We start from the raw sequence: 23,639 nt of genomic DNA on the forward strand, positions 1-23,639 counted from the left end.
GTCCGGGCATGCTGCTGGTCTGGCTGTACGGAGTGATGGTCGTCGGCGCTGTGTCGCGCTCCGCCGTGCAGATCTCGACGGAGTTCGACAAGGCCCCGCTCGCCTATTCGCTGTCGGCGGTCGCCGGCCTCGTCTACGGCTTCATCACGTACTCGCTCGTCCGGGGCGGCGAGAAGGCCCGCAGGGCGGCGCTGGTGTGCTGCGCCGCCGAGCTCGCGGGTGTCCTGATCGTGGGTACCTGGACGCTGGTGGAGCCGTCCGCCTTCCCCGACGCCACCGTGTGGTCGGACTACGGCATGGGGTACCTCTTCATTCCGGTGCTGCTGCCGCTGTCGGCCATGTACTGGCTGCGCGGCCGCTCCGCGGGGAGCCGCTAGGGCGACCGCGGGCCGGCGCAGGTGCGTGCCGCCGGTCGCGTGTCCCGCGTCGGGCCACGCCTGCCGGGCGGGCGCGGCTACGCCGTCGTCGCGTAGGTCTCCGCGGGCTTTTCCAGCACGATGACGGTGACGCCGTCGTCGCCCTTCGACGTGCCGACCGTCTCGTAGCCCACGCTTCGGTACAGCCGCAGGTTGCCGCCGCCGCGCTGGCCGGTGTGGAGCTGGATCCTCTTGGCGCCGCGCTCTCCCGCGAGGGCCGCTTCGGCGGCGCGCAGGAGCCGGGCGCCGATCCCGTGGCGCTGCATGCGCGGGTGGACGATGAGCTTGTTGATCCTGGCCGTGCCGTCGGGGTCCACGGTTCCGCGGACCGAGGCCACCACCTCCTGCCCCAGCCGGGCCACCAGGACCGTACCGTCGGCCAGTTCCGCCCTGAGGGAGTCGAGCGGCTGCGTGAGCGGCTCGATGCCGTAGTCGCCGGACAGCTCGGCCTCGCTCTGGTAGCAGAGGTACTGCAGCTTGAGGATCTGCTCCACGTCCTGCTCGGTCGCCCCGGAGATGGTCACGCTCATGCCCATGTGTGCATGCCTCCCGCTCACTTGTTCCACCGGTGTTCCCCACTCCTATCCCCGTGGTCCGCGGGCCGCAACCACCGGCGTCAGCAATCGCCGCAGACATCCAAGACATCTGGAACGTTCCGGACCAAGACTGCCCTGTGAGATACCCAACTCACCGGCGATCTCACGGTAGGTGAGGTCCCGAGGGGAGAGCAGCGCCGCCATGAGGCGCGGGCAGCGGCCGGGCAGCCGGCGTACGGCGGCCTGCAGGGCGCGGCGGGAGTCGGCGGTCATCGCCCGCTGCTCGGGGCCGGGCCCACCATGGTCGGCGGGTTCGGAGCCGTACGGCTGTTCCCGGCGGGCCGCGCGGCGGGCGCGGCGGGCCTCCGAGCGCACCGCGCGTCGCAGCCATCCCGGCGGGTCGGCGGGCGGGCCGGCCGAGTCGAGGCGCTCCAGGAGGCGCAGCCAGACGGCCTGTTCGAGGTCGCTCTGTTCGGTCCCGGTCGCGTGTGCCTCCGCCGATGCCTCGGCGGCGAGCAGCGGACGAAGCGCGGAAACCATCTCGTGGGTCATGTGCGGCGGGACGCGGCCGCCCCGGCGGAAGGTTGCCGGGGCGGCCGGGTGTCACCCCATCCGGGGTGGCGGGGTCAGCCGTTGACGAAGTCCTCGCGGGCGAGCAGCGCGGTGTCCGCGTTGTCGGAGAAGACGCCGTCGATGCCGGTGGCGAAGTAGGTCCGGAAGGCGCCGAACGCGTCGCCGTAGGCGTTCGGGTCGGTGCCCCGGCGGAAGTCGGCCGGCAGGAAGACGTTCTCGTTGCGCATGGTGTACGGGTGCAGGATCAGGCCCGCTCGGTGCGCGTCGGCGACCAGGGTGGTCGGCGTGGTGAGGGCGCCGCCGGCGTCCTTGGGGATGACCAGGTCGAGTGTGGGGCCGATGCCCTGGGCGTACGAGGCCATCCACTTCAGGCCGGCGGGCTCGACGAGGTCCGCGACCGTGCGGGGGTCACCGGTCGCGACGAAGTCCCAGGGCCGGGTGTTCGCCGCGGAGAGCAGGACGACGAGCGCGTTGTCGACGAGTTTGTCGAGGCGCTGGATGCTGGTCGGCTCGAAGGACTGGATGATGACGGGCGAGTTCTTCCCGTCCTTGCCGTGTTTGCGCAGCACCTTGGCGAGGCGCTCCTCGAGGCCCAGACCGAGCGCCCTGAAGTAGGTGGGGTGCTTGGTCTCCGGGTAGATCCAGACCTGCTTGCCGCGCTTGCGGGTCTGCTCGTCCTGCCAGTGGAGGACCTCTTCGAAGGTGGGGATCTCCCAGCGGCCGTTGTAGAGGGTGTTGTTCGGGCGGTTGGCGGGGATGCGCTCGACGGCCCGCAGGGTCTTCAGCTCGGCGAGCGTGAAGTCCTCCGTGAACCAGCCGGTGGTGGGGACGCCGTCCAGGGTCTTGGTCGTCCTGCGGCCGGCGAACTCCGGGTGCGCCGACACATCGGTCGTCCCGCCGATCTCGGGCTCGTGCCGGCAGACCAGGTGACCGTCCTTGGTGGGGACCAGGTCGCCCGCCTCGATGACGTCGGCCCCCATGTCGAGCGCCAGCTGGTAAGAGCCGAAGGTGTGTTCGGGACGGTAGCCGCTGGCGCCGCGGTGTCCGATCACGGTCGGCTTCGGCAGACTCCGGTACCCGCCGCCGTGACCGCCGCCCCCGTGACGCTCGTCGGCCCGAGCCGCGCCGGACAGTCCGAGGACCGCTCCACCCGCCCCGAGCACGGCGGCCCCGAGCAGGGCCCGCCGCCCCGTGCCCCGTTCCCGCCCGTTCGACTCCTGCGACTCGTGCGACTCCTGCGTCCCCATGTGCGCTCCTCCCGCGTACCCGCCCTGCACCTGTCAAAGCGCGTCGATCGTAGGGGCCCTTGCGTGACGGGAGGGAGACCCGCGGCGGAACACCTGGGCTCCGCCTGATGGCGTACGGGAGGCGGGTGATGACGGATCGTCGGGTGGGGGCGGCCGACCGGGGGAGCCTTGCGCCGTCCGGGGGCGACTTCCGTCACATCGTGTCGAACGGGTGACAGATGCTCGACCGCAGGCCACGGCAGGTAAACATTGGTCAACAGTGCGTGTCCGGGCGGTGAACCCGATGTGCAATCACCCGGGACCCGCGAGTATCGTCCTCACCTGCACAGACTCATACCGAATCCCTTGACACCGGAGGGCCCGTTGTCCCGCTTCGTGCTCATCAAGGCAGTGCTCGGACCGATCATGCGCCTGATGTTCCGCCCACGGGTGGAGGGCGTGGAGCACATCCCGGGCGACGGTCCGGTCATCCTGGCCGGCAACCACCTCACGTTCATCGACTCGATGATCCTGCCCCTGGTCTGCGACCGGCAGGTGCTCTTCATCGGCAAGGACGAGTACGTCACCGGCAAGGGGTTCAAGGGCCGCCTCATGGCCTGGTTCTTCACCGGCGTCGGCATGATCCCGGTCGACCGCGACGGCGCCAACGGCGGTGTCGCGGCGCTGATGACCGGCCGTCGCATCCTGGAGGAGGGCAAGGTCTTCGGCATCTACCCGGAGGGCACCCGCTCCCCCGACGGGCGCCTCTACCGCGGCCGCACCGGCATCGCCCGGCTCACCCTGATGACCGGCGCGCCGGTCGTCCCGTTCGCGATGATCGGCACCGACAAGCTGCAGCCCGGCGGTGCGGGGATGCCGCGTCCCGGCCGGGTCACGGTCCGGTTCGGCGAGGCCATGGAGTTCTCGCGGTACGAGGGCATGGACCGTGACCGCTATGTCCTGCGCGCCGTGACCGACTCGGTGATGACCGAGGTCATGCTGCTGTCGGGCCAGGAGTACGTGGACATGTACGCCACGAAGGCCAAGGCGGCGTAGCGCCTCCGGCGGTTCGGTCGTCTCTCGGGTGCGGGTGCTTCGTGGCTTGTCGCGCAGCTCCCCGCAACCCTGACGGGGCGCCTGCCTAAGGGCTGTCCCGTAATCCCCGGTGGATCAGCGCGCGGCGTCAGATGCGGTGCATCGCAAGGCGGAGGGTCGTCCTCATACTGGGCGTATTCGGGCGATCCGACAACGCGGCGAGGTGCCGTAGCTGTCGTCGTGCGCCCGCCGGGGATTACGGGACAGCCCTTAGACCCCGGATTCCAGTTTCTGGCCCCTCAGCAGGAACCATGCCGCGGTCGCCGTGACGAGCAGTACCGCTGCCCCGATGCCGGACGCCAGTGCCAGGCCGTCCACGAAGGACGTACGGGCCGCGTCCAGCAGGGCCCCCGAGGTGTGGGCGGGGAGCTTGGCGGCCGCCTCCACCGCACCACCCAGGGACTCGTGAGCTCCGGCCGGGGTACCCGCGGGCCCGGTGAAGCCCGCGTACACACCTGTGACGATGGAGCCCAGCAGGGCGATACCGAGGGCGGCGCCGAGTTCGTACGCCGTCTCGGAGACCGCGGAGGCCGCGCCGGCCTGCTCCTTGGGCACGCTGGAGAGGATCACGTCGGCGGTGACGGTGAACGAGAAGCCCGCGCCGACACCGACGGCCAGCAGCGCGGTGCCGAGCAGCGTGTAGCCGGTGGACTGGCTCAGCAGGGTGAGCGCGGCGAGCGCGAGGCCGACCGCGGCGAGCCCGCCGGAGACCACGGCACGCACCGAGTACCGCCGGGCGGCCGAGCCCGCGACCAGGCCCGCCCCCACGGCGCCGACGGCGGCGGGGAGTTCGGCCAGACCCGCCTCGAACGGCCCTCTGCCCTGCACCAGTTGCAGATACTGCGAGAGGAAGAAGACGAGTCCGGACATTCCGAAGACGGTCAGCAGGTCGGCGGCCACGGCCGCCGAGAAGCCCCGGTTACGGAACAGCCGCATGTCCAGCAGCGGTATCGGCATGCCGAGCTGGCGCCGTACGAACCCGTACAGGGCCAGGGCACCGAGCAGGCCCACGGCCACCGGTTGCCGAACGAACCCGTGCATGGCCAGTTCCTTCACCGCGTACACGATGCCGATCATGCCGACGAGCGAGAGCGCGACGCTGGCAAGGTCCCAGGGGCCGGGGTTCGGGTTGCGGGACTCGGGCAGCAGTTTGATGCCGACGGGCACCAGGACGAGCATCACGGGCACGTTGATCAGGAAGACCGAGCCCCACCAGAAGTGTTCGAGCAGGAAGCCGCCGACCACGGGTCCGACCGCGGTACCGGCGGACGCCGTGGCGCCCCAGATGCCGATGGCGAGGCTGCGTTCGCGCGGGTCGTGGAAGAGGTTGCGGATCAGGGCGAGCGTGGCGGGCATCAGGGTCGCGCCCGCGACACCGAGCAGCGCCCGCGCCAGGATCATCAACTCCGGTGTCGTGGCATAGGCGTTGAGCACGGATATCGCGCCGAACACGGTGGCGCCGATCAGCAGCAGCCGCTTGCGGCCGATGCGGTCGCCGAGGCTGCCCATGGAGACGAGCAGGCCGGCGATGACGAAGGAGTAGACGTCGCCGATCCACAGGAGCTGGGTGCCGGAGGGCTCCAGGTCCTCGCTGATGTAAGGGGTCGCCAGACCGAGCACGGTCGCGTCGACGGCCACCAGCAGCACGGCGAGCACGAGCACCGAGAGCGCGAGCCAGCGGCCCGGTCGCTTCTCCGCCTTCGCCGTGTACTCCCCCGCCCTCCCGGCTTCGTCCGTGCCGGGGACACCCCCGTTCCGCAGGGTGCTGGTCATGATCACTCTCTCCGTAGCGCGCCGCCGAGCAGCAGCTCGACGATCATGAAGGTGAAGTCCTTGGTGGCGACCCGCCCCTCGATCACCGCCCAGGCGCCGGAGGCGATCAGCCCGTAGAGCGCCTCGGTGAGCCAGGCCGGGGTGAGGTCGATGCGGAATTCGCCGCTGTCCTGGCCGCGCCGGAACAGCGCGGCGATACGGGCGTCGAGCCTGGCCCAGCCCTCGTTCTGTTCCTCGCCCTCGAACAGCTGGTTCTCGGTGTAGAGGAAGGCGAGGAGTCCGGCGGCCTTCTCCAGCTCGTGCACCAGACGGCGCAGCGCCTCCTGCGCGGTGCCGTCGTCGAGGCGGGCCGCGTCCAGGGCGGCCTCGCACTCCTCGATGCCGAGCGCCTCCAGCGCCCGCACGAGCGCGTCGCGACCGGCGAACTGGCGATGCAGCGTGGCCCTGCTGATCCCGGCCGCTCGGGCGACCTCGTCCATGGTGGCGGTGGATCTGCGGGTGAGGAGGGCGGCCGCGCTGCGCAGCACATGGTCACGGTCGACAGCCATGAGACAAGGATAACCCATGTGAGACATTCGTGTCTCATTAGGAGCGTCGACGTCTCACGTATCCCCCCGCTCGGCGGGTTCTCAGTGCCAGGGCAGCCGTGCGCGATGCTCCCAGTAGGCCCCCGGCTCCTCGGCGAGGGCGTCGAGGCGGGCCAGCCGGTCCTCGTCGAGATCGACGACCGCGGCGTGCAGGTTCGAGGCGAGCTGGTTGGCGGTGGCCGCGCCGGAGAGGACGACTCCGGCCCAGGGGCGGCACAGGACGAAGGCGAGGGCGACGGCGTCCGCGCCCCGCCCGGTCTGCGCGGCCACGGCGGCGACCGCGTCCGGGGCGTGCCCGGCGGCGAGGCGGCCGTTGGCCATGGCCTCCTTGACGATCACCGTGAGCCCGGCGTCGTGCGCCTCGGCGAGCGCGGGCGCGGCCGAGGTCTCCAGGACGTTGTACGTGGACTGGACGGTACGGAAGAGGGGTGTGCCGTCGACCGTCACGGCGAGCGCGGCACGGATCGCGTCGGCCTGCGCCGGCCCGCTCGTGGAGAAGCCGATGGAGAGGCCCCCGGCCGCGGCTTCGGCCAGCTCGGCGTGCAGCTTCCGGTCGGTGAGGGCCGGGCTGTCCGGGGTCACCGAGTGGATCTGGTAGAGGTCGAGCCGGTCACCGAGCAGCTCGGCGGTCTCGGCGCGCTGCCGCTCGTAGGTGGCGAGGCCGTGGTCCTTGACCTCGTGCGCCTCGGCGTCGGTGCGCCAGTCCGCCGTGTAGGTGTAACCCCACTTGCTGCCGACCACGACGTCGTCGACGCCCGGACGGGAGCGGAGCCAGTCCGCGAGGAACTCCTCGGAGCGGCCGTACGAGCGGGCCACGTCGTAGTAGCGCACGCCCTGGGCGTAGGCGGCGTCGAGGAGTTCATGGGCGCGCTCACGCAGGGCGTCGACACTGCGTACGGCCGGGAGGTCGTCCTCGCGGCCGAGGTTGATGTAGCCGGGGCGGCCCACCGCGGCCAGGCCGAGCCCGATGTGCGCGGTGGGAGTCGTGGCTGAGGCGAGGCGGGCGAAGGGCATCGCGGGCTCCGTTCCGATCGGCTCCGTACGGATTCCGGCCAACCTAACCCGCGATGCCCCCGCCCCACCGGACCCGCCGCTCCTTCTGCCCGGCACTGGCACTTCCTGTCAGATACCGCTCGGATCAACTTCAGATACCGACCGGACCTGTCCGGTGCCGCTCGCACCTGCCCGGCTCTGTCCGCTCCCGGCCGGGGGTTCACTCACGTCCGCCACCGGCCGCTCCAGGACCGCGTCACTTCTTCCGCTTCGCCGTGGCCCAGGCGTGCTGGGCGGTCACGTCGGACCTGATCTCCGCGAGCTGCACGGCGACCGCGCTCGGCGCCGTACCGCCACGTCCGTCGCGGGACGCGAGCGCGCCCGGCACGTTCAGGACGGACCGCACCTCGGGCGTCAGATGAGGGGAGATCTTCGCGAACTGCTCGTCGCTCAGACCGTCGAGTTCGATGCCCTCGGCCTCGGCGACCTTCACGCACTCGCCCGCGACCTCGTGCGCGACACGGAACGGCACGCCCTGCCTGACCAGCCACTCGGCGATGTCGGTGGCGAGTGAGAAGCCGGCCGGGGCCAGTTCCTCCATCCGCTCGCGGTGGACGGTGAGGGTGGCCATCATGCCGGTGAAGGCGGGGAGCAGTACCTCCAACTGGTCGCAGGAGTCGAAGACCGGCTCCTTGTCCTCCTGGAGGTCGCGGTTGTACGCGAGGGGCAGCGCCTTGAGCGTGGCCATCAGGCCCGTCAGATTGCCGATGAGGCGCCCCGACTTGCCGCGCGCGAGCTCCGCGATGTCCGGGTTCTTCTTCTGCGGCATGATCGACGAGCCCGTGGAGAACGCGTCGTGGAGCGTGACGAAGGAGAACTCCTTCGTGTTCCAGATGATGACCTCTTCGGCGATCCGGGAGAGGTTCACCCCGATCATCGCCGTGATGAAGGCGAACTCGGCGACGAAGTCGCGGGACGCCGTGCCGTCGATCGAGTTCGCGACCGAGCCGTGCTCGAAGCCGAGGTCCCTGGCGACCGACTCCGGGTCGAGGCCGAGCGAGGAACCGGCCAGCGCGCCCGACCCGTACGGCGAGACGGCCGTGCGCTCGTCCCACTGACGCAGGCGCTCCGCGTCCCGGGACAGCGACTGGACGTGCGCGAGGACGTGGTGCGCGAAGAGCACGGGCTGCGCGTGCTGGAGGTGGGTGCGGCCGGGCATGGCGACGTCCGGGTGGGCCTCGGCGAGGCCGATCAGCGCGTCCTGGAGGTCGGCGACCAGGCCGCCGATGATCCGGGCGTGGTCGCGCAGGTACATCCTGAAGAGCGTCGCCACCTGGTCGTTGCGGGAGCGGCCCGCGCGCAGCTTGCCGCCGAGGTCCGGGCCGAGGCGCTCCAACAGGCCCCGCTCCAGGGCGGTGTGGACGTCCTCGTCGGCGATGGTGCCGACGAAGGAACCGTCCGCCACATCGGCTTCGAGCCGGTCCAGACCTTCGAGCATCCGGGTCAGCTCGTCGTCCGTGAGGAGGCCCGCTTTGTGCAGCACGCGCGCGTGGGCACGCGATCCGGCGATGTCGTAGGGCGCGAGCCGCCAGTCGAAGTGGACGGACGCGGACAGCCTGGCCAGGGCCTCGGCGGGACCGTCGGCGAAACGGCCGCCCCAGAGCCGTACGTCACCGCTGTTGCTGCTCACTTGCGTTGCTCCTCAAAGATGGCGGTGTGCGACCGCCTCCGCGCCCAGGAAAGCGAGGAGGCGGCCGTCAGGCTAGTGCGTGCGGAGTGGCTTCGGTGTCACCCCAGGTCGCGCTTGGCGGCGATCTTCGACGACAGGCTGTAGATGTCGATGAAGCCCTTGGCGGCCGCCTGGTCGAAGGTGTCGCCCGTGTCGTAGGTCGCCAGGTCGAAGTCGTAGAGCGACGTGTCGGAGCGCCGGCCGGTGACGACCGCGCGGCCGCCGTGCAGGGTCATCCGGACGTCCCCGTCGACCTGCCGGTTGGCCTCGTCGATGAAGCCGTCCAGAGCGCGCTTGAGCGGGGAGAACCACTGGCCGTCGTAGACGAGTTCGCCCCAGCGCTGCTCGACCTGCCGCTTGTAGCGGGCCAGTTCGCGTTCGACGGTGACGTTCTCCAGCTCCTGGTGCGCGGTGATCAGCGCGATCGCGCCCGGAGCCTCGTACACCTCGCGGGACTTGATGCCCACGAGCCGGTCCTCGACCATGTCGATCCGGCCGACGCCCTGGGCCCCGGCCCGCTCGTTGAGCTGCTGGACGGCCTGCAGGACGCTGACGGGCCTGCCGTCGAGGGCGACCGGTGCACCCGCCTTGAAGGAGATGACGACCTCGTCGGCCTCGCGGGGCTCGGCTGGGTTCGCGGTGTACTCGTAGATGTCCTCGATCGGCGCGTTCCAGATGTCCTCCAGGAAGCCCGTCTCGACGGCCCGGCCGAACACGTTCTGGTCGATGGAGTACGGGGACTTCTTGGTGGTGGCGATCGGGAGCCGCTTCGCCTCGCAGAAGGCGATCGCCTTGTCGCGGGTCATCGCGTAGTCGCGGACCGGGGCGATGCACTTGAGGTCGGGGGCCAGGGCGGCGATGCCGGCCTCGAACCGCACCTGGTCGTTGCCCTTGCCGGTGCAGCCGTGGGCGACCGTGGTGGCACCGTGCTTGCGCGCGGCGGCGGCGAGGTGTTTGACGATCGTCGGCCGGGAGAGCGCGGAGACCAGCGGATAGCGGTCCATGTAGAGGGCGTTGGCCTTGATCGCCGGGAGGCAGTACTCGTCGGCGAACTCGTCCTTCGCGTCCGCGACCTCGGCCTCGACCGCGCCGCACGCGAGGGCGCGCTTGCGGATGACGTCCAGATCCTCGCCGCCCTGGCCGACGTCCACGGCGACGGCGATGACCTCGGCGCCCGTCTCCTCGGCGATCCAGCCGATGGCGACGGAGGTGTCCAGACCGCCGGAGTAGGCGAGTACGACGCGCTCGGGCACGGGATTCTCCTTCGCAGTGCATCCGCTGGTATGCATGAGTATGCAGAACTCTGCATGATTCGTCAATTGGGACTCACCCTCCGGAGCTCCGGGTCGACCCGGAGCGAACACGCCGGTGGAAATCCTTAGACAATCAAAGGACTTTGCTCGATAATCGTTAGACATGGGAAAGACCTATGACCGCATCGACGGTCGGCTGCGCACGTTCATCGAGGCCCAGCCCCTCTTCTTCACCGCGACCGCGCCGCTGTCCCCGGACGGCACGATCAACCTCTCCCCCAAGGGCATCACCGGTTCGTTCGCCGTGCTCGACGAACGAACCGTGGCCTACCTCGACTTCGCCGGCAGTAACGCGGAGACCATCGCCCACCTGCGGGAGAACGGCCGGATCACCCTCATGTGGTGCGCCTTCCAGGGGCCGCCCAACATCGTCCGGGTGCACGGCCGCGGCGAACCCGTCTTCCGTGACGACCCCCGCTTCGAGGAACTGCTCGCGCACTTCCCCGGCGTCGACCCCGCCCCGCACGGCCTGCGCGCGGTCATCGTCGTGACGGCGGAGCTCGTCCGCGACACCTGCGGTTACGCGGTGCCCTTCATGTCGTACGACGAGGACCGCGACCTGCACGCCAAGCGCTTCGCCCGCGAGGACGACACCTCCCTGAACACCTACTTCGCCAAGAAGGAGCACATCGCGTCGAGCCTGGACGGCCTACCCGGGCTGCCGCTCCCGCTGCCGCCCACTACCGTCTGAGCCATGCGCCTCGGAGCCGTCGCCCTCGCGTCCGCGTCCCTGCTCGCCCTCGCCCCGGGCGGGCCGCCGCCCCTGCCCGAGCAACTCGCTGACACCGGCGGCGGCAGCCAGCTGATCACGGCACAGGCGCCGCGCGCCGACGCGACGTCGGGCACGCTCACCTGGTGGGACCGGCGCGACGGGCACTGGGTGAGGACCGGGTCGGCGGTGGCGCGCTTCGGGGCCAAGGGGCTGGTCGAGGGCGGCTCACGCAGACAGAGCACGAACACGACACCCACGGGGCTGTACGGCCTCCCGTACGCGTTCGGCATCCGCCAGGCGCCGGACGGCACCCGAGCCCCTTACCGCCGGGTGCGCCAGGAGTCCTGGTGGTGCGAGGACAACGACTCCCGCTCCTACAACCGCTGGACCGAGCCCCGCCCCGCCGACTGCCGCGCCACCGAGTCCGAGCACCTGATCACGTACGACCCTCAGTACGCGTACGCCCTCGTCGTCGGCTTCAACTACGACAAGCCGGTACGGGGTCGCGGCGCCGGCATCTTCCTGCACGTCGACGGGCGCGGGGCGACCGCCGGCTGTGTGTCCGTGCCGGCGGAGGCCATGCGCCGGATCCTCGCCTGGGTCGATCCCGCGCGAGCGCCGCACATCGCGATCGGAACGACGGGAGGCGGCACCGCCCTGACCCGGTACTGAGTCGCCGGGGCGCCGAAGCGGATGTGCGGCTCGATGTCCGGCGCCTGGCGTTCGGCGTCCGGCGTCCGGCGTTCGGCGCCCGCCGTTCGGCGTTCGCGTTCGCGTTCGGCGTTCGGCGTTCGGCGTTCGGCGTTCGGCGTTCGGCGTTCGGCGTTCGGCGTTCGGCGCCCACAAGCGTTGGCCCACACGCGCGTGCCCACCCACGTTGGCCCACACGCGCTGGCCAGCCAACACTCGTGGGCCGACCCGCGTTTACCAACACTCGCGGGCCGACCCGCGCCAGCCAACAGTCGTGGGCCAACCCGCGTTGACCAACAGTCGTGGGCCGACCCGCGTTGACCAACACTCGCGGGCCGACCCGCGCCAGCCAACACTCGTGGGCCAACCCGCGTTGACCAACACTCGTGGGCCAACCCGCGCCAGCCAACACTCGTGGGCCAACCCGCGTTGACCAACAGTCGTGGGCCGACCCGCGTTGACCAACACTCGTGGGCCAACACCCGTGGGTCCAGTCGTAGGCCAACACCCGTGGGCCCACAGTCGTAGGCCAACACCCGTGGGCCCACAGTCATGGGCCAACACGCGTTCGCCGATTCGCTGCGCGTCGAACACCCGGATCGGCCCCGCCCGCGCGGGCACCTGCCCGGCCGCCTGCCACCGGCACCCACGGAATCGGAACCGGACTCCGCAGCCACTGAACGCACAGCGCTCGGCGGCCGTATCTCTGGGCCAGGGGACCCCTCCCCTCACCCCGTCCCCAACGGACGCCCACGGAGGAACCGTTGTCCACGATCGCCGGTGGCCGCGCCGCGCGGCGCCAGACGCTGCGCCGAATCCGCCCACGACGCTCCCCCGCCGTCCCCCTGCTGCTCGCCGTCTGGGCGGGCGCGGCCGGGGTCATCTGGCTGTGGTGGAGCAACACCCCGTCCATCGCGGACGACAACAGCAAGATCCTCAACGCGGGCCGCATCACGGGGCTGCTCGCCGGGTACTTGATGGCCCTGGTGGTACTGCAGATGGCCCGGGTGCCCGCCCTGGAGCGCCGGGTGGGCTCGGACCGCGTAGCGCGCTGGCACGCGATGAGCGGCCGGTACACGATCTGTCTGGTCCTCGCCCACCTCGTCCTGATCATGTGGGGCTACGCGCTGCAGGCGGGCAAGAGCTTCGGCGACATCGTCCAGCAGACCATCGACTCGATCGACCAGCTGCCCGACATGGGCAAGGCGGCGATCGGCACCGGTCTGCTGTTCCTCATCGGTCTGCTGTCCATCGGCCCGGTGCGCCGCAGGATGGGATACGACACCTGGTACCACATCCACCTGCTCACCTACGCCGCCGTCTTCCTGACGTTCTGGCACCAGTTGTCCACGGGCAACGAGTTCGCCGTCGAGCCGACCGCGAAGACCGTCTGGTACGGGCTGTACGGGTCGGTGACGGCGCTGGTGCTGTGGTACCGGATCCTCGCCCCGATCCGGCTGAACCTGAAGCACCGGATGCGGGTCGAGGCGGTCGTCGAGGAGACCCCCGGCATCGTCTCGGTACTGATCAGCGGCCGGAAACTGCACCGCATGGGTGCCGAGGCCGGGCAGTTCTTCCGCTGGCGCTTCCTGGCACCGGGCATGCGGCTCAGCTCGCACCCGTACTCGCTGTCGGCGGCGCCGCGCCCCACCATGCTGCGCATCACGGTGAAGGCGATCGGCGACCACAGCTCCGCGCTGCGCGACCTGCGGCCCGGCACCCGGGTCTGGGCCGAGGGCCCCTACGGGGCGCTGACGGCGGCGAAGCGCAGCCGCGGCAAGGTCCTGCTGGTGGCCGGCGGTGTCGGCATCACGCCGATGCGGGCGCTGTTCGAGACACTGCCCGGCTCGGCCGGCGATCTGACCCTGCTCTACCGGGCCAACACCACGCAGGACCTGGCCCTGTGGGACGAGCTGGCCTCGATCGCCGAGGAGCGCGGGGCCCGGCTGATGTACGCGGTGAACAGTCCCGAGGGGGAGCGCCCGGACATCTCGGCGGAGACCCTGAGCCGGAAGCTTCCCGACATCGACCGCCACGACGTCTTCATGTGCGGGCCGCCCGGCTTCGCGCAGCAGGTCTACGAGGCACTGCGCGGCGCGGGGGTTCCCGCCCGCCGCATCCATCACGAGTCGTTCGAGATGTGAGCGACGGGAGTCAGGAGCGATGAAGAAGAGCCACCCCATTCGACGTGCCGTGCTGGCCGGCGCCGCCACCGTGTCCGGGATCGTCCTGCTGCTGTCGCTGAAGCCCGCCTCCGATCCGGCGTCCGCGTCGGCGCAGGGCGCGGCGGCACCGCAGCAGTCGGCCGCGGCGCAGGAGTCGCCCCAGGGCGGCAGCGCGCAGCAGTCGTCCTCGGGTGCCCGGACCGTCACCGGCGACGTCGCGCAGACCCAGTACGGCCCTGTCCAGGTCCGTGTCACCGTCAGCGGCGGCAAGATCACCAAGTCCGAGGTCGTCCAGATCCCGAGCGGTGGCCGCAGTACCGAGGTGAGCAACAGCTCGGTGCCCAGGCTCAACCAGGAGGCCGTCGCCGCGGGCAGCGCCGACATCGACGCCGTGTCCGGTGCCACGTACACGAGCGCCGGGTACAAGAAGTCGCTGCAGTCGGCGCTCGACAAGGCGAAGGCCCAGGGCGGCGGGGCGTCGGGGTCGGCGGGCTCCACCGGTGCCGCGGGATCGGCGGGCTCATCCGGTTCCTCCGCGGCGCCCCAGGCTCCCGCGGCGCAGGCCCGCACCGTCACCGGAAGCGTGGCGCAGACCCAGTACGGCGCCGTCCAGGTCCGTGTCACTGTCAGCGGCGGCAAGATCACCAAGGCCGAGGCCGTCCAGGCGCCCAAGGGCGGTCTGAGCGACCAGAAGACCGCGATGGCCGTTCCCAAGCTCAACCAGGAGGCCGTCGCGGCCGGAAGTGCCGACATCGACGCCGTGTCCGGTGCGACCTACACCAGCACGGGATACAAGCAGTCCCTGCAGTCGGCCCTGGACAAGGCCGGTGGCTGACCCCTCCCAGGAGCCGCACGCGCTGCGGCACGCGGAAGAAGTCATGGGTACCGTCTTCTCGTTCGACGTGCGCGGCGGAGAACCCGATCGCGTCCGGGCCGCGTTGGATGAGGCGGTGGCCGAACTCCACAAGGTGGACGAGGTGTTCAGCACCTACCGCGAGGACAGTCAGCTCTCCCGTCTGGCACGTGGTGAGCTGAGTGTCGAGGAGTGCCATCCGGAGGTCGGCGAGGTGCTGGACCTGTGCGCCGAGGCGGAGCGGCTGAGCGCGGGCTGGTTCAGCACGAGGTACGGGGGACAGCTCGACCCGACCGGCCTGGTGAAGGGCTGGGCGACCGAGCGTGCGGCCCGGCGCATGGCGGCGGCCGGCGCGAGCGGGGTGAGTGTGAACGGGGGCGGTGACGTCCAGTTGTTCGGCGTTCCCGGTACCCACCGTCCCTGGCGGGTCGGCGTCTCGGATCCGCTGCGTCCCGGTGGGCTCGCGGCCGTGGTCTCCGCCGCCGGTGTGGACGAGCTGGCGGTGGCCACCTCCGGGACCGCCGAGCGCGGCGCCCACATCGTCGACCCGAGCACCGGCCGCTCCGCGGTCACCGACCTGGTCGCCGTGACCGTGGTGGGTCCTCGCCTGACCTGGGTGGACGCCTGGGCGACGGCCGCCTTCGCGATGGGTTCCCGGGAGGCCCTGAGCTGGCTGGAGTCCCTTCCGGACATCGAGGCCCTCCTCATCACGGCGGGCGACGAGGTGCGGTGCACCGGTGGTCTCGCCCAGCGTCTGGGATGACCGGAGCGGCCCCGTCAGCGACGCGGGGAGCTGCGCGGCCGGCCCGTGCGGCCCGCGGCCGACGGACATACGGGCGGGGCGGGGCACCCCGATGGGGGTTGCCCCGCCCCGCCCGTACTCCTCAGTGGTCGTTCTGCGCCAGCCGCAGCAGATGGTCGGCCAGCGCCTGCCCACCCGTCGCGTCCCGGCTGATCAGCAACAGTGTGTCGTCGCCGGCGATCGTCCCGAGGATGTCGTGCAGCTCCGCCTGGTCGATCGCCGAGGCGAGGAACTGCGCGGCCCCCGGAGGGGTGCGCAGGACCACGAGGTTCGCGGACGCCTCCGCGGAGATCAGCAGTTCCGAGGAGAGCCGGCGCATCCGCTCCTCCTTCGCCGACTCCCCCAGGGGCACGCGCGGGGTGCGGAAGCCGCCCTCGCTCGGTACCGCGTAGATGAGGTCGCCGTCGTTGTTGCGGATCTTCACCGCGTTCAGCTCGTCCAGGTCCCGGGAGAGCGTCGCCTGGGTGACGTTCAGCCCGTCGTCGGCGAGGAGCTTCGCCAACTGGCTCTGCGAGCGCACCGGTTGCCGGTTGAGAATGTCCACGATCCGGCGGTGGCGTGCGGTACGGGTCTGCGGCACGGCAGGCCCGGCATGCTCGTGGTCCTGCGCCTGACTCATCGTCGTCGTCCCATTTCTCAGGATCCATCCCCGTTGACTGCGTCGAGGACGCCGGGAAGGGCTCCGAGCAGGACGTCCACCTCGTCGTCGCTCAGGTTCAGCGGGGGCATCAGCCGTACGACATCGGGGGCGGGCGCGTTCACCAGGAGACCGGCGTCCTGAGCCGCCTGCTGCACCTGGGGCGCGAGCGGCTCGGTGAGCACGATACCCAGGAGCAGTCCGGCGCCCCGGACGTGGTCGACCAGCGGGTGCCCGAGTGACTCGATCCCGTCCCGCAGCCGTGCGCTCGTACGCTTCACGTTCTCGAGGAGCCCCTCGGACGCGATGGTGTCGAGAACGGCGAGTCCGGCGGCGCAGACGACCGGGTTGCCGCCGAAGGTCGTCCCGTGCCCGCCGGGTCCCAGCAAGCCGGCGGCCCGGCCGAACGCGACGGTCGCACCAAGGGGCAGTCCGCCGCCGAGGCCCTTGGCGAGCGTGACGATGTCCGGCAGGACGCCCTCGTGCGCCTGGTACTCGAACCAGTGGCCGGTGCGACCGATTCCGGTCTGCACCTCGTCGAGGACCAGCAGCGAACCGGTGGCGGCGGTGATCGCGCGGGCCGCCTTCAGGTAGCCGGCCGGTGGCACGACCACACCGTTCTCGCCCTGGATCGGCTCGATGACGACGAGCGCCGTGTCGTCGGTGACGGCCGCGGCCAGCGCCTGGGCGTCGCCGTACGGAACGTGGGTGACGTCACCGGGCAGCGGCAGGAAGGGCTCCCGCTTGCCGGGCTGGCCGGTGAGCGCGAGGGCGCCCATGGTCCGGCCGTGGAAACCGCCCTGGGTGGCCACCATGTGGCCGCGGCCGGTCAGCCGACCGATCTTGAAGGCGCCCTCGTTGGCCTCGGCGCCCGAGTTGCAGAAGTACACCCTGCCGTCGCGGCCGAAGAGCTGGAGCAGCCGTTCGGCGAGCGCGACGGGCGGCTCGGCGACGAAGAGGTTGGAGACATGGCCGAGCGAGGCGATCTGCGTGCTGACGGCCTCGACGATCGCCGGGTGGGCGTGGCCGAGCGCGTTGACCGCGATCCCGCCGACGAAGTCGAGGTACTCGTTCCCGTCCGCGTCCCACAGCCGGGTGCCCGCGCCTCGGACCAGGGGCAGCCGCGGGGTGCCGTAGTTGTCCATGAGCGCGCCCTGCCACCGCTGGGTCAGTTCCTGGTTGGCGGTCATACGGCGTCCCCCTCCTGCGCGTCCGGCACGACCATCGTGCCGATCCCCTCGTCGGTGAAGATCTCCAGCAGGATCGAGTGCTGGACCCGGCCGTCGATGACGCGGGCCGTGGTGACGCCGTTGCGCACGGCGTGCAGACAGCCCCGCATCTTCGGCACCATGCCGCTGGCCAGTTCGGGCAGCAGCTTCTCCAGTTCGGAGGCGGTCAGCCGGCTGATCACCTCGTCGCTGTGGGGCCAGTCCTCGTAGAGGCCCTCGACGTCCGTGAGGACCATGAGGGTTTCGGCGCCAAGTGCCGCAGCGAGTGCCGCAGCCGCCGTATCAGCATTGACGTTGTAGACATGTCCGTCGTCCTGGGAGCGGGCGATCGAGGAGACGACCGGGATCCGGCCGTCGACGAGCAGCGCCTCGATGGCACCCGTGTCGATGGCGGTGATCTCGCCGACCCGGCCGATGTCGACCAGTTCGCCGTCGATCTCGGGCAGATGCTTGGTGGCGGTGATGGTGTGCGCGTCCTCGCCGGTCATGCCGACGGCGAGGGGTCCGTGCTGGTTGAGCAGTCCGACGAGCTCGCGCTGGACCTGTCCGGCCAGCACCATCCGTACGACGTCCATGGCGTCCTCGGTGGTCACCCTGAGGCCCGCCTTGAACTCGCTGACGATGCCGTGCCGGTCGAGCTGTGCGCTGATCTGCGGGCCGCCGCCGTGCACGACGACGGGCTTGAGCCCCGCGTGGTGCAGGAAGACGACGTCCTGCGCGAAGGCGGCCTTCAGTTCCTCGTCGATCATGGCGTTGCCGCCGAACTTGATGACGACGGTCTTGCCGCGGTGGCGGGTCAGCCAGGGCAGCGCCTCGATGAGGATCTGGGCCTTGGGGAGTGCGGTGTGCTTCCGCGTCATATGGCTCATGAGGAGTAGGCGCTGTTCTCGTGGACGTAGTCGGCGGTGAGGTCGTTGGTCCAGATGGTCGCGGTGGCGGCGCCCGCGGCGAGGTCGGCGACGATGTGGACCTCGCGGTAGCGCATGTCGACGAGTTCGCGGTCCTCGCCGACGCCGCCGTTCTTGCAGACCCACACGCCGTTGATGGCGACGTTCAGCTGGTCCGGCTCGAAGGCGGCCCCGGTGGTGCCGATGGCGGACAGGACGCGTCCCCAGTTGGGGTCCTCACCGTGGATCGCGCACTTGAGGAGGTTGTTGCGGGCGATGGAACGCCCCACCTCGACGGCGTCCTCCTCGGTCGCGGCGCCCACGACCTCGACCTTGATGTCCTTGCTGGCGCCCTCGGCGTCCCGGATGAGCTGCTGTCCGAGGTCGTCGCAGACCGCTCGCACCGCCTCGGCGAACTCCGCCGGGTCGGGGGTGACCTCCGAGGCGCCGGAGGCGAGCAGCAGCACGGTGTCGTTGGTCGACATGCAGCCGTCGGAGTCGACCCGGTCGAAGGTGGTGCGGGTGGCGGCGCGCAGGGCGCTGTCGAGGGTCGCGGTGTCCACGTCCGCGTCCGTGGTGAGGACGACGAGCATGGTGGCGAGGCCCGGTGCGAGCATGCCCGCGCCCTTGGCCATGCCGCCCACGGTCCAGCCGTCGCCGGTGCGCACCGACGTCTTGTGCACGGTGTCGGTGGTCTTGATGGCGATGGCGGCCTTCTCGCCGCCGTGCGGGCCGAGCTGGGCCGCGGCCGTCTCCACGCCGGCCAGCAGTTTGTCCATGGGCAGGAGGACGCCGATGAGCCCGGTGGAGGCCACCGCGACCTCGCCGGCGTCGAGGTCCAGCACCGCGGCGGCCTTCTCCGCGGTGGCGTGGGTGTCCTGGAAGCCCTTGGGGCCCGTACAGGCGTTGGCGCCGCCGGAGTTGAGGACGACGGCGGAGACCTGACCGCCCTTGAGGACCTGCTCGGACCACAGCACCGGCGCGGCCTTCACGCGGTTGGAGGTGAAGACGCCCGCGGCGGCCAGACGGGGCCCGTTGTTGACCACGAGGGCCAGGTCCGGGTTGCCGTTCCCCTTGATGCCTGCGGCGATGCCGGAGGCGGTGAAGCCCTTGGCGGCGGTGACGCTCACGGTGCCACTCCGATCGTGGTGAGACCCAGCTCCTCGGGGAGCCCGAGGGCGATGTTCATGCTCTGGACGGCCCCGCCGGCCGTGCCCTTGGTCAGGTTGTCGACGGCGCTGATCGCGATGATGCGGTGCGTGGCTTCGTCGTGTGCGACCTGGATCTGAACAGCGTTGGAACCGTAGACGGACGCGGTGGCGGGCCACTGCCCCGCGGGCAGCAGGTGGACGAACGGCTCGTCCGCGAGCGCCTTCTCGTACGCGGCCCGTACGGACTCGGCGGTGACCCCGGCCCTGGCCCGGGCGCTGCACGTGGCGAGGATGCCGCGGGGCATCGGGGCGAGGGTCGGGGTGAAGGAGACGGCGACGGGTTCGCCCGCGGCTGCGCTCAGGTTCTGGATCATCTCGGGGGTGTGCCGGTGGCCGCCGCCGACGCCGTACGGGGACATGGAGCCCATGACCTCGCTGCCGAGCAGATGGGGCTTGGCGGCCTTGCCCGCGCCGGAGGTCCCGGAGGCGGCGACGATCACGGCCTCGGGCTCGGCGAGTCCGGCCGCGTAGGCCGGGAAGAGCGCGAGGGAGACGGCCGTGGGATAGCAGCCGGGTACCGCGATGCGCTTGGACCCCTCCAGCGCGGCGCGGCCACCCGGCAGTTCGGGAAGGCCGTAGGGCCAGGTGCCGGCGTGCGGCGAGCCGTAGAACCGCTCCCAGTCGGCCGGGTTCACGAGCCGGAAGTCGGCGCCCATGTCGACGACGAGGACGTCCGGTCCGAGCTGCTCGGCGACGGCCGCGGACTGCCCGTGGGGCAGGGCGAGGAACACGACGTCGTGCCCGGCCAGTACTTCGGCGGTCGTCCGCTCCAGGACGCGGTCGGCGAGCGGCAGCAGATGCGGCTGGAGCGCGCCGAGGCGCCGGCCCGCGTTGGAGTCGCCGGTCAGGGCGCCGATCTCGATCTCGGGGTGCGCCAGGAGCAGGCGCAGCGCCTCGCCGCCCGCGTACCCACTCGCTCCCGCCACTGCTGCGCGTACCGCCATGGAACCCTCCTCCTAGATGGCATGACTATACGTTTCCATGCACGTTTATGCAACGAGGTCATGGGGGGACCACGACGCGGGTCACAGGTCGGCGGCGTATGCGAGGTGCGCGGTGCGCGACGTGCGCGTGGAGTTCGGCAGCGTCGGCGGACCCCGGATCGGCGGTCATCGGACGCGCGCGGGGCTCTGTACGGTCATCCGCCACGCGGTCCCACCCATGCGCACAGCGTAGGCCGCGGCACGGGTGGCCTGGTGGTTCCCTGTCCGGGGAACGAAGACAGGGAGGCGGGAAGCGGGGCTCGGGAGGTGGCTGAGGTCAGGAGCGTCAGTCGCGGGGCTGGGCCGCGCGCTGCGCGTTCCGCTCCTTGATGCGCTCCTCCTCCTTGCGGACCTCGGCCTGGGTGGCGCGCTCCCGGCGCAGCCACCCGGGGTCGTCCTGCTTCAGCGCGTCGATCTGCTCCGTGGTGAGGGGCTCGGTGACCCCGCCGCGCGCGAGCCCGGCGATGGAGATCCCCAGCCGCGCGGCGACCACGGGCCGGGGGTGCGGGCCGTTGCGTCGCAGTTCCTGCAGCCACGCGGGCGGGTCGGTCTGCAGCGCGTTCAGCTCGGCGCGCGAGACGACGCCCTCCTGGAACTCGGCGGGGGTGGCTTCGAGGTACACACCCAGCTTCTTCGCCGCGGTGGCGGGCTTCATGGTCTGGGTGGTCTGGTGCGACGTCATGGTGTCAAGGGTATCGAGCGTGTGCGCGACCTCCGACCACGACCGATAACCTGGCGAGGTGACAGGCTCGGAAGTACCTCCTTCGTTCCGGCTCGCCTATGTCCCGGGAGTGACGCCCACGAAGTGGGTGCGGATCTGGAACGAGCGGCTGCCCGACGTCCCCCTGACCCTCGTCGCGGTGTCCGCCGCCGAGGCGTTCGACGTGCTCCGGGACCGTGGCGCCGACGCCGGATTCGTACGGTTGCCGGTCGACCGCGAGGACCTCAGCGCGATCCCGCTCTACACCGAGACGACGGTCGTCGTGGTCCCCAGGGATCACGTCGTGGCGGCGGTCGACGAGGTGAGCGCCGAGGATCTGGCCGACGACATCGTCCTGCACCCGCTCGACGACACCCTCGGCTGGGAGCGGCCGCCGGGCCGGCCCGCGTTCGAGCGTCCCGCCACCACGGAGGACGCCGTCGAGCTCGTGGCGGCGGGCGTCGGGCTGCTCGTCGTGCCCCAGTCGCTCGCGCGCCTGCACCACCGCAAGGACCTCACCTACCGGCCGCTCACGGACGCCCCCGAGTCGCGCGTCGCGCTGTCCTGGCCCGAGGAGGCGACCACCGAGCTGGTGGAGGACTTCATCGGGATCGTCCGGGGCCGGACCGTCAACAGCTCACGAGGACGCTCGCAGACGTCGGCGCCCGCTTCGGGTTCGGCATCGGGTTCGGGTTCGGCCGCGGGCAGGAGCAAGCGCCCCGAGGCCGGTGGCGGGCGGAAGAAGCCCGTGGGTGGCAGGGCAGGCGGCACGGCGGGCGGCCGGACGGGCGGCAAGGGCTCTCGCGGCGGATCCGGCGGCGGCGCCAAGAACGGTCGGCGGGGCAAGCCCCGCCGGCAGTCCTGAGCCCATGAGTGAGTTCTGGCCGGTGGCCGACGTCCTGGCGTACCTGACCGGGAGCTGGCGGGTGGAGCGTTCGGTACGGGACCGCGCGAGCGGCGCGGAGGGCGGTTTCACCGGGACGACCGCGTTCTCACCGCTCGACGACGGCGGCGACGGGCTGCTCCATCACGAGTCCGGCCTCTTCACCTGGCAGGGCACGTCCAGGCCCGCGGAGCGCACTCTGTGGTTCCTGCCGGGACAGCGCGCGGGCACCGCGGACGTCCGGTTCTCCGACGGCCGCCCCTTCCACGACCTGGACCTGACCACCGGCCGGCACGTCGCCGACCACCCGTGCGCGGCGGACCTCTACCGGGGCGAGTTCACGGTGTCCGACGCGGACCGCTGGCGCACGCGGTGGCGGGTGGGCGGGCCCGCCAAGGACCTGCTCCTCACCACCGCGTACACGCGGACACGCTGAGAACGCCGCCGAGAAGACGGACGGACCCGCCGGTGCCGCGGCACTAGCCACGCTGTGCCGACGCCTCGAGGCGCAGGTTCCAGCGGCCGTTGTGCCCGGCGAGGGTCATCGTCGAAAGGGGGCGCACGTCGATGTTCCAGTACGTCGTCGGCTGGGCCCGCAGCGCGTAGACGAGCGCGGCCCGCACCACGGAGGGTTCCGCGACCGCGATGATCCGGCCGCCGTCGTCCGCCGGGCGGGTGTCGAGCCAGCCGCCAACACGGGAGATGAAGGACATCAGGGACTCGCCGCCGTGCGGGGCGGAGCGTGGGTCGGCGAGCCAGGCGTCCACGGCCGACGGCTCGCGGGCCATCGCCTCGCCCAGGGTGAACCCGCGCCAGCGGCCCATGTCGCAGTCGCGCAGCGCGGGTTGGACCAGCGGCGCGTAGCCGAGCGCGTCACCGGTGGCACGGCTGCGCGGGGTCGGTGAGCAGTAGCGCAGCTCGGCCGCCGCCAGCGGCACCAGTTCGGGGGCGGCGCGCTGCACCTCCTCCCAGCCGGCCTGGTCCAGCGGCCGGTCGTCCTCGAAGCGCTCCGCGAGCAGCGACGAGCTGCGCGCGGCAGCGACGAACGTGACCCGAAGATGCATGGGCAGATCGTGGAGCGCGGGACTCCGCAGGTCAAGGGGGGCTACGCAGGGTGTTCGCGGGCTTACCGCGGTACGAGTGCCATCCACCGGTCAGGGCGGTCCAGCGGTCTGAAGCCGAGCTTCTCGTAGACGCCGTGCGCGTCGTGCGTGGCGAGCAGGACCCGGCGCAGGCCGAAGGGTTCGAGGTGGTCGCGGACGGCTGCCACCAGGGCGGAGCCCAGCCCCTTGCCGCGGACGGACGGGGCGACGTAGACGTCGCAGAGCCAGGCGAAGGTCGCCCGGTCGGTGACCACTCGGGCGTACGCCACCTGCTCGCCCGACGGGCCGTCGTACACCCCGAAGTTGAGTGAGCCGGCGATCGCGCGTTCCTGCTTCTCGCGGGAAAGGCCCAGGGCCCAGTACGCGTCCGTGGAGAGCCAGTGGTGCACGCGGGCGACGTCGATGCGGGCCGGGTCGGCGGAGATCTCGTAGCCGCCGGGGAGCTGTTGTGGTTCGGTCATGCGGGGAGGTTCGCAGGCCGGGGCGGCGGGGTCGAGCGGTTTTCGTTCCCGCGCGAGGAGCGGGGGCAGGGCGCGCGGCACG

The 23,639-nt window shown here is 71.4% G+C and carries 25 protein-coding genes; 9 read left to right on the forward strand and 16 right to left on the reverse strand.

What is annotated here, in order from left to right:
• Window positions 1-8 precede the first annotated feature (8 nt).
• Complete coding sequence (locus ACFVTC_RS12525) at window positions 9-377, forward strand: hypothetical protein (protein ID WP_266705783.1); 369 nt, start codon at window positions 9-11, stop codon at window positions 375-377.
• A 77-nt stretch (window positions 378-454) separates the two neighbouring features.
• Here ACFVTC_RS12525 and ACFVTC_RS12530 read toward each other — a convergent pair whose 3' ends face one another.
• From ACFVTC_RS12530 to ACFVTC_RS12540, 3 genes are all read right to left on the reverse strand, one after another.
• The gene (locus tag ACFVTC_RS12530) at window positions 455-952 is read right to left on the reverse strand and encodes a GNAT family N-acetyltransferase (RefSeq protein WP_390126552.1); all 498 of its coding nucleotides are present in this window, start codon (window positions 950-952) and stop codon (window positions 455-457) included.
• A gap of 45 nt (window positions 953-997) precedes the next feature.
• Window positions 998-1,504 carry a sigma-70 family RNA polymerase sigma factor gene (locus tag ACFVTC_RS12535; RefSeq protein WP_390126553.1) on the reverse strand — a complete coding sequence of 169 codons (507 nt, stop codon included), beginning with the start codon at window positions 1,502-1,504 and terminating at the stop codon, window positions 998-1,000.
• 74 nt (window positions 1,505-1,578) lie between these two features.
• Window positions 1,579-2,772 (reverse strand): glycerophosphodiester phosphodiesterase, encoded by a 1,194-nt coding sequence (locus ACFVTC_RS12540; RefSeq protein ID WP_390126554.1) that lies wholly within the window; start codon window positions 2,770-2,772, stop codon window positions 1,579-1,581.
• Between the two features lie 345 nt (window positions 2,773-3,117).
• Between ACFVTC_RS12540 and ACFVTC_RS12545 the strand changes: the two genes are divergently transcribed.
• On the forward strand, window positions 3,118-3,807 hold the full coding sequence (locus ACFVTC_RS12545) for a lysophospholipid acyltransferase family protein (RefSeq protein ID WP_385089186.1): 690 nt from the start codon (window positions 3,118-3,120) through the stop codon (window positions 3,805-3,807).
• Between the two features lie 249 nt (window positions 3,808-4,056).
• Here ACFVTC_RS12545 and ACFVTC_RS12550 read toward each other — a convergent pair whose 3' ends face one another.
• The 5 genes from ACFVTC_RS12550 to ACFVTC_RS12570 form a co-directional block, all read right to left on the reverse strand.
• The gene (locus ACFVTC_RS12550) at window positions 4,057-5,619 is read right to left on the reverse strand and encodes an MFS transporter (RefSeq protein WP_390126555.1); all 1,563 of its coding nucleotides are present in this window, start codon (window positions 5,617-5,619) and stop codon (window positions 4,057-4,059) included.
• A gap of 2 nt (window positions 5,620-5,621) precedes the next feature.
• On the reverse strand, window positions 5,622-6,167 hold the full coding sequence (locus ACFVTC_RS12555; RefSeq protein ID WP_390126556.1) for a TetR/AcrR family transcriptional regulator: 546 nt from the start codon (window positions 6,165-6,167) through the stop codon (window positions 5,622-5,624).
• Between the two features lie 81 nt (window positions 6,168-6,248).
• A complete protein-coding gene (locus ACFVTC_RS12560; protein ID WP_390126557.1) occupies window positions 6,249-7,220 on the reverse strand; it encodes an aldo/keto reductase in 972 nt (323 codons plus the stop codon).
• A gap of 235 nt (window positions 7,221-7,455) precedes the next feature.
• Window positions 7,456-8,889, reverse strand: a complete 1,434-nt coding sequence (gene argH / locus ACFVTC_RS12565; RefSeq protein ID WP_390126558.1) for an argininosuccinate lyase — start codon at window positions 8,887-8,889, stop codon at window positions 7,456-7,458.
• Window positions 8,890-8,987: 98 nt separating this feature from the next.
• Window positions 8,988-10,181 carry an argininosuccinate synthase gene (locus tag ACFVTC_RS12570; RefSeq protein ID WP_390126559.1) on the reverse strand — a complete coding sequence of 398 codons (1,194 nt, stop codon included), beginning with the start codon at window positions 10,179-10,181 and terminating at the stop codon, window positions 8,988-8,990.
• A gap of 163 nt (window positions 10,182-10,344) precedes the next feature.
• Between ACFVTC_RS12570 and ACFVTC_RS12575 the strand changes: the two genes are divergently transcribed.
• From ACFVTC_RS12575 to ACFVTC_RS12595, 5 genes are all read left to right on the forward strand, one after another.
• A complete protein-coding gene (locus tag ACFVTC_RS12575; RefSeq protein ID WP_390126560.1) occupies window positions 10,345-10,932 on the forward strand; it encodes a pyridoxamine 5'-phosphate oxidase family protein in 588 nt (195 codons plus the stop codon).
• Between the two features lie 3 nt (window positions 10,933-10,935).
• Entirely contained in the window at window positions 10,936-11,625 is a 690-nt protein-coding gene (locus ACFVTC_RS12580; protein WP_390126561.1) for a L,D-transpeptidase, read from the forward strand.
• A 782-nt stretch (window positions 11,626-12,407) separates the two neighbouring features.
• Window positions 12,408-13,787 (forward strand): ferric reductase-like transmembrane domain-containing protein, encoded by a 1,380-nt coding sequence (locus ACFVTC_RS12585; protein ID WP_390126562.1) that lies wholly within the window; start codon window positions 12,408-12,410, stop codon window positions 13,785-13,787.
• Window positions 13,788-13,806: 19 nt separating this feature from the next.
• Window positions 13,807-14,643 (forward strand): FMN-binding protein, encoded by an 837-nt coding sequence (locus ACFVTC_RS12590; RefSeq protein ID WP_390126563.1) that lies wholly within the window; start codon window positions 13,807-13,809, stop codon window positions 14,641-14,643.
• Window positions 14,644-14,686: 43 nt separating this feature from the next.
• A complete protein-coding gene (locus ACFVTC_RS12595) occupies window positions 14,687-15,424 on the forward strand; it encodes an FAD:protein FMN transferase (RefSeq protein WP_390126785.1) in 738 nt (245 codons plus the stop codon).
• A 121-nt stretch (window positions 15,425-15,545) separates the two neighbouring features.
• Here the strand turns inward: ACFVTC_RS12595 and ACFVTC_RS12600 are convergent, their stop codons facing one another.
• The 6 genes from ACFVTC_RS12600 to ACFVTC_RS12625 form a co-directional block, all read right to left on the reverse strand.
• Window positions 15,546-16,082 carry an arginine repressor gene (locus ACFVTC_RS12600; protein WP_356280953.1) on the reverse strand — a complete coding sequence of 179 codons (537 nt, stop codon included), beginning with the start codon at window positions 16,080-16,082 and terminating at the stop codon, window positions 15,546-15,548.
• A gap of 17 nt (window positions 16,083-16,099) precedes the next feature.
• Window positions 16,100-17,290: an acetylornithine transaminase gene (locus tag ACFVTC_RS12605; protein WP_390126564.1), complete on the reverse strand. Its 1,191-nt coding sequence runs from the start codon at window positions 17,288-17,290 to the stop codon at window positions 16,100-16,102.
• The gene (gene argB / locus ACFVTC_RS12610; RefSeq protein WP_385087116.1) at window positions 17,287-18,198 is read right to left on the reverse strand and encodes an acetylglutamate kinase; all 912 of its coding nucleotides are present in this window, start codon (window positions 18,196-18,198) and stop codon (window positions 17,287-17,289) included. The genes ACFVTC_RS12605 and argB overlap by 4 nt, the downstream gene beginning before the upstream one ends.
• The gene (argJ, locus tag ACFVTC_RS12615; protein ID WP_390126565.1) at window positions 18,195-19,346 is read right to left on the reverse strand and encodes a bifunctional glutamate N-acetyltransferase/amino-acid acetyltransferase ArgJ; all 1,152 of its coding nucleotides are present in this window, start codon (window positions 19,344-19,346) and stop codon (window positions 18,195-18,197) included. Before argJ ends, argB begins: the two co-directional genes overlap by 4 nt.
• Window positions 19,343-20,371, reverse strand: a complete 1,029-nt coding sequence (gene argC / locus ACFVTC_RS12620; RefSeq protein ID WP_390126566.1) for an N-acetyl-gamma-glutamyl-phosphate reductase — start codon at window positions 20,369-20,371, stop codon at window positions 19,343-19,345. The genes argJ and argC overlap by 4 nt, the downstream gene beginning before the upstream one ends.
• A gap of 325 nt (window positions 20,372-20,696) precedes the next feature.
• Window positions 20,697-21,092: a DUF5997 family protein gene (locus tag ACFVTC_RS12625; protein WP_390126567.1), complete on the reverse strand. Its 396-nt coding sequence runs from the start codon at window positions 21,090-21,092 to the stop codon at window positions 20,697-20,699.
• 58 nt (window positions 21,093-21,150) lie between these two features.
• Here ACFVTC_RS12625 and ACFVTC_RS12630 point away from each other — a divergent pair, with 58 nt between their 5' ends.
• A complete protein-coding gene (locus ACFVTC_RS12630; RefSeq protein ID WP_390126569.1) occupies window positions 21,151-21,975 on the forward strand; it encodes a LysR substrate-binding domain-containing protein in 825 nt (274 codons plus the stop codon).
• A gap of 4 nt (window positions 21,976-21,979) precedes the next feature.
• Window positions 21,980-22,429, forward strand: coding sequence for a DUF6314 family protein (locus ACFVTC_RS12635; protein ID WP_390126570.1), 450 nt, complete (start codon window positions 21,980-21,982; stop codon window positions 22,427-22,429).
• 43 nt (window positions 22,430-22,472) lie between these two features.
• Here ACFVTC_RS12635 and ACFVTC_RS12640 read toward each other — a convergent pair whose 3' ends face one another.
• Together ACFVTC_RS12640 and ACFVTC_RS12645 are read right to left on the reverse strand one after the other, a co-directional pair.
• Window positions 22,473-23,057: a histidine phosphatase family protein gene (locus ACFVTC_RS12640; RefSeq protein WP_390126571.1), complete on the reverse strand. Its 585-nt coding sequence runs from the start codon at window positions 23,055-23,057 to the stop codon at window positions 22,473-22,475.
• A 62-nt stretch (window positions 23,058-23,119) separates the two neighbouring features.
• Window positions 23,120-23,557 (reverse strand): GNAT family N-acetyltransferase, encoded by a 438-nt coding sequence (locus ACFVTC_RS12645; RefSeq protein WP_390126572.1) that lies wholly within the window; start codon window positions 23,555-23,557, stop codon window positions 23,120-23,122.
• Window positions 23,558-23,639: the final 82 nt, after the last annotated feature.

The sequence above is a fragment of the Streptomyces sp. NPDC057950 genome, from assembly GCF_042887295.1.
Classification (GTDB): domain Bacteria; phylum Actinomycetota; class Actinomycetes; order Streptomycetales; family Streptomycetaceae; genus Streptomyces; species Streptomyces kaempferi.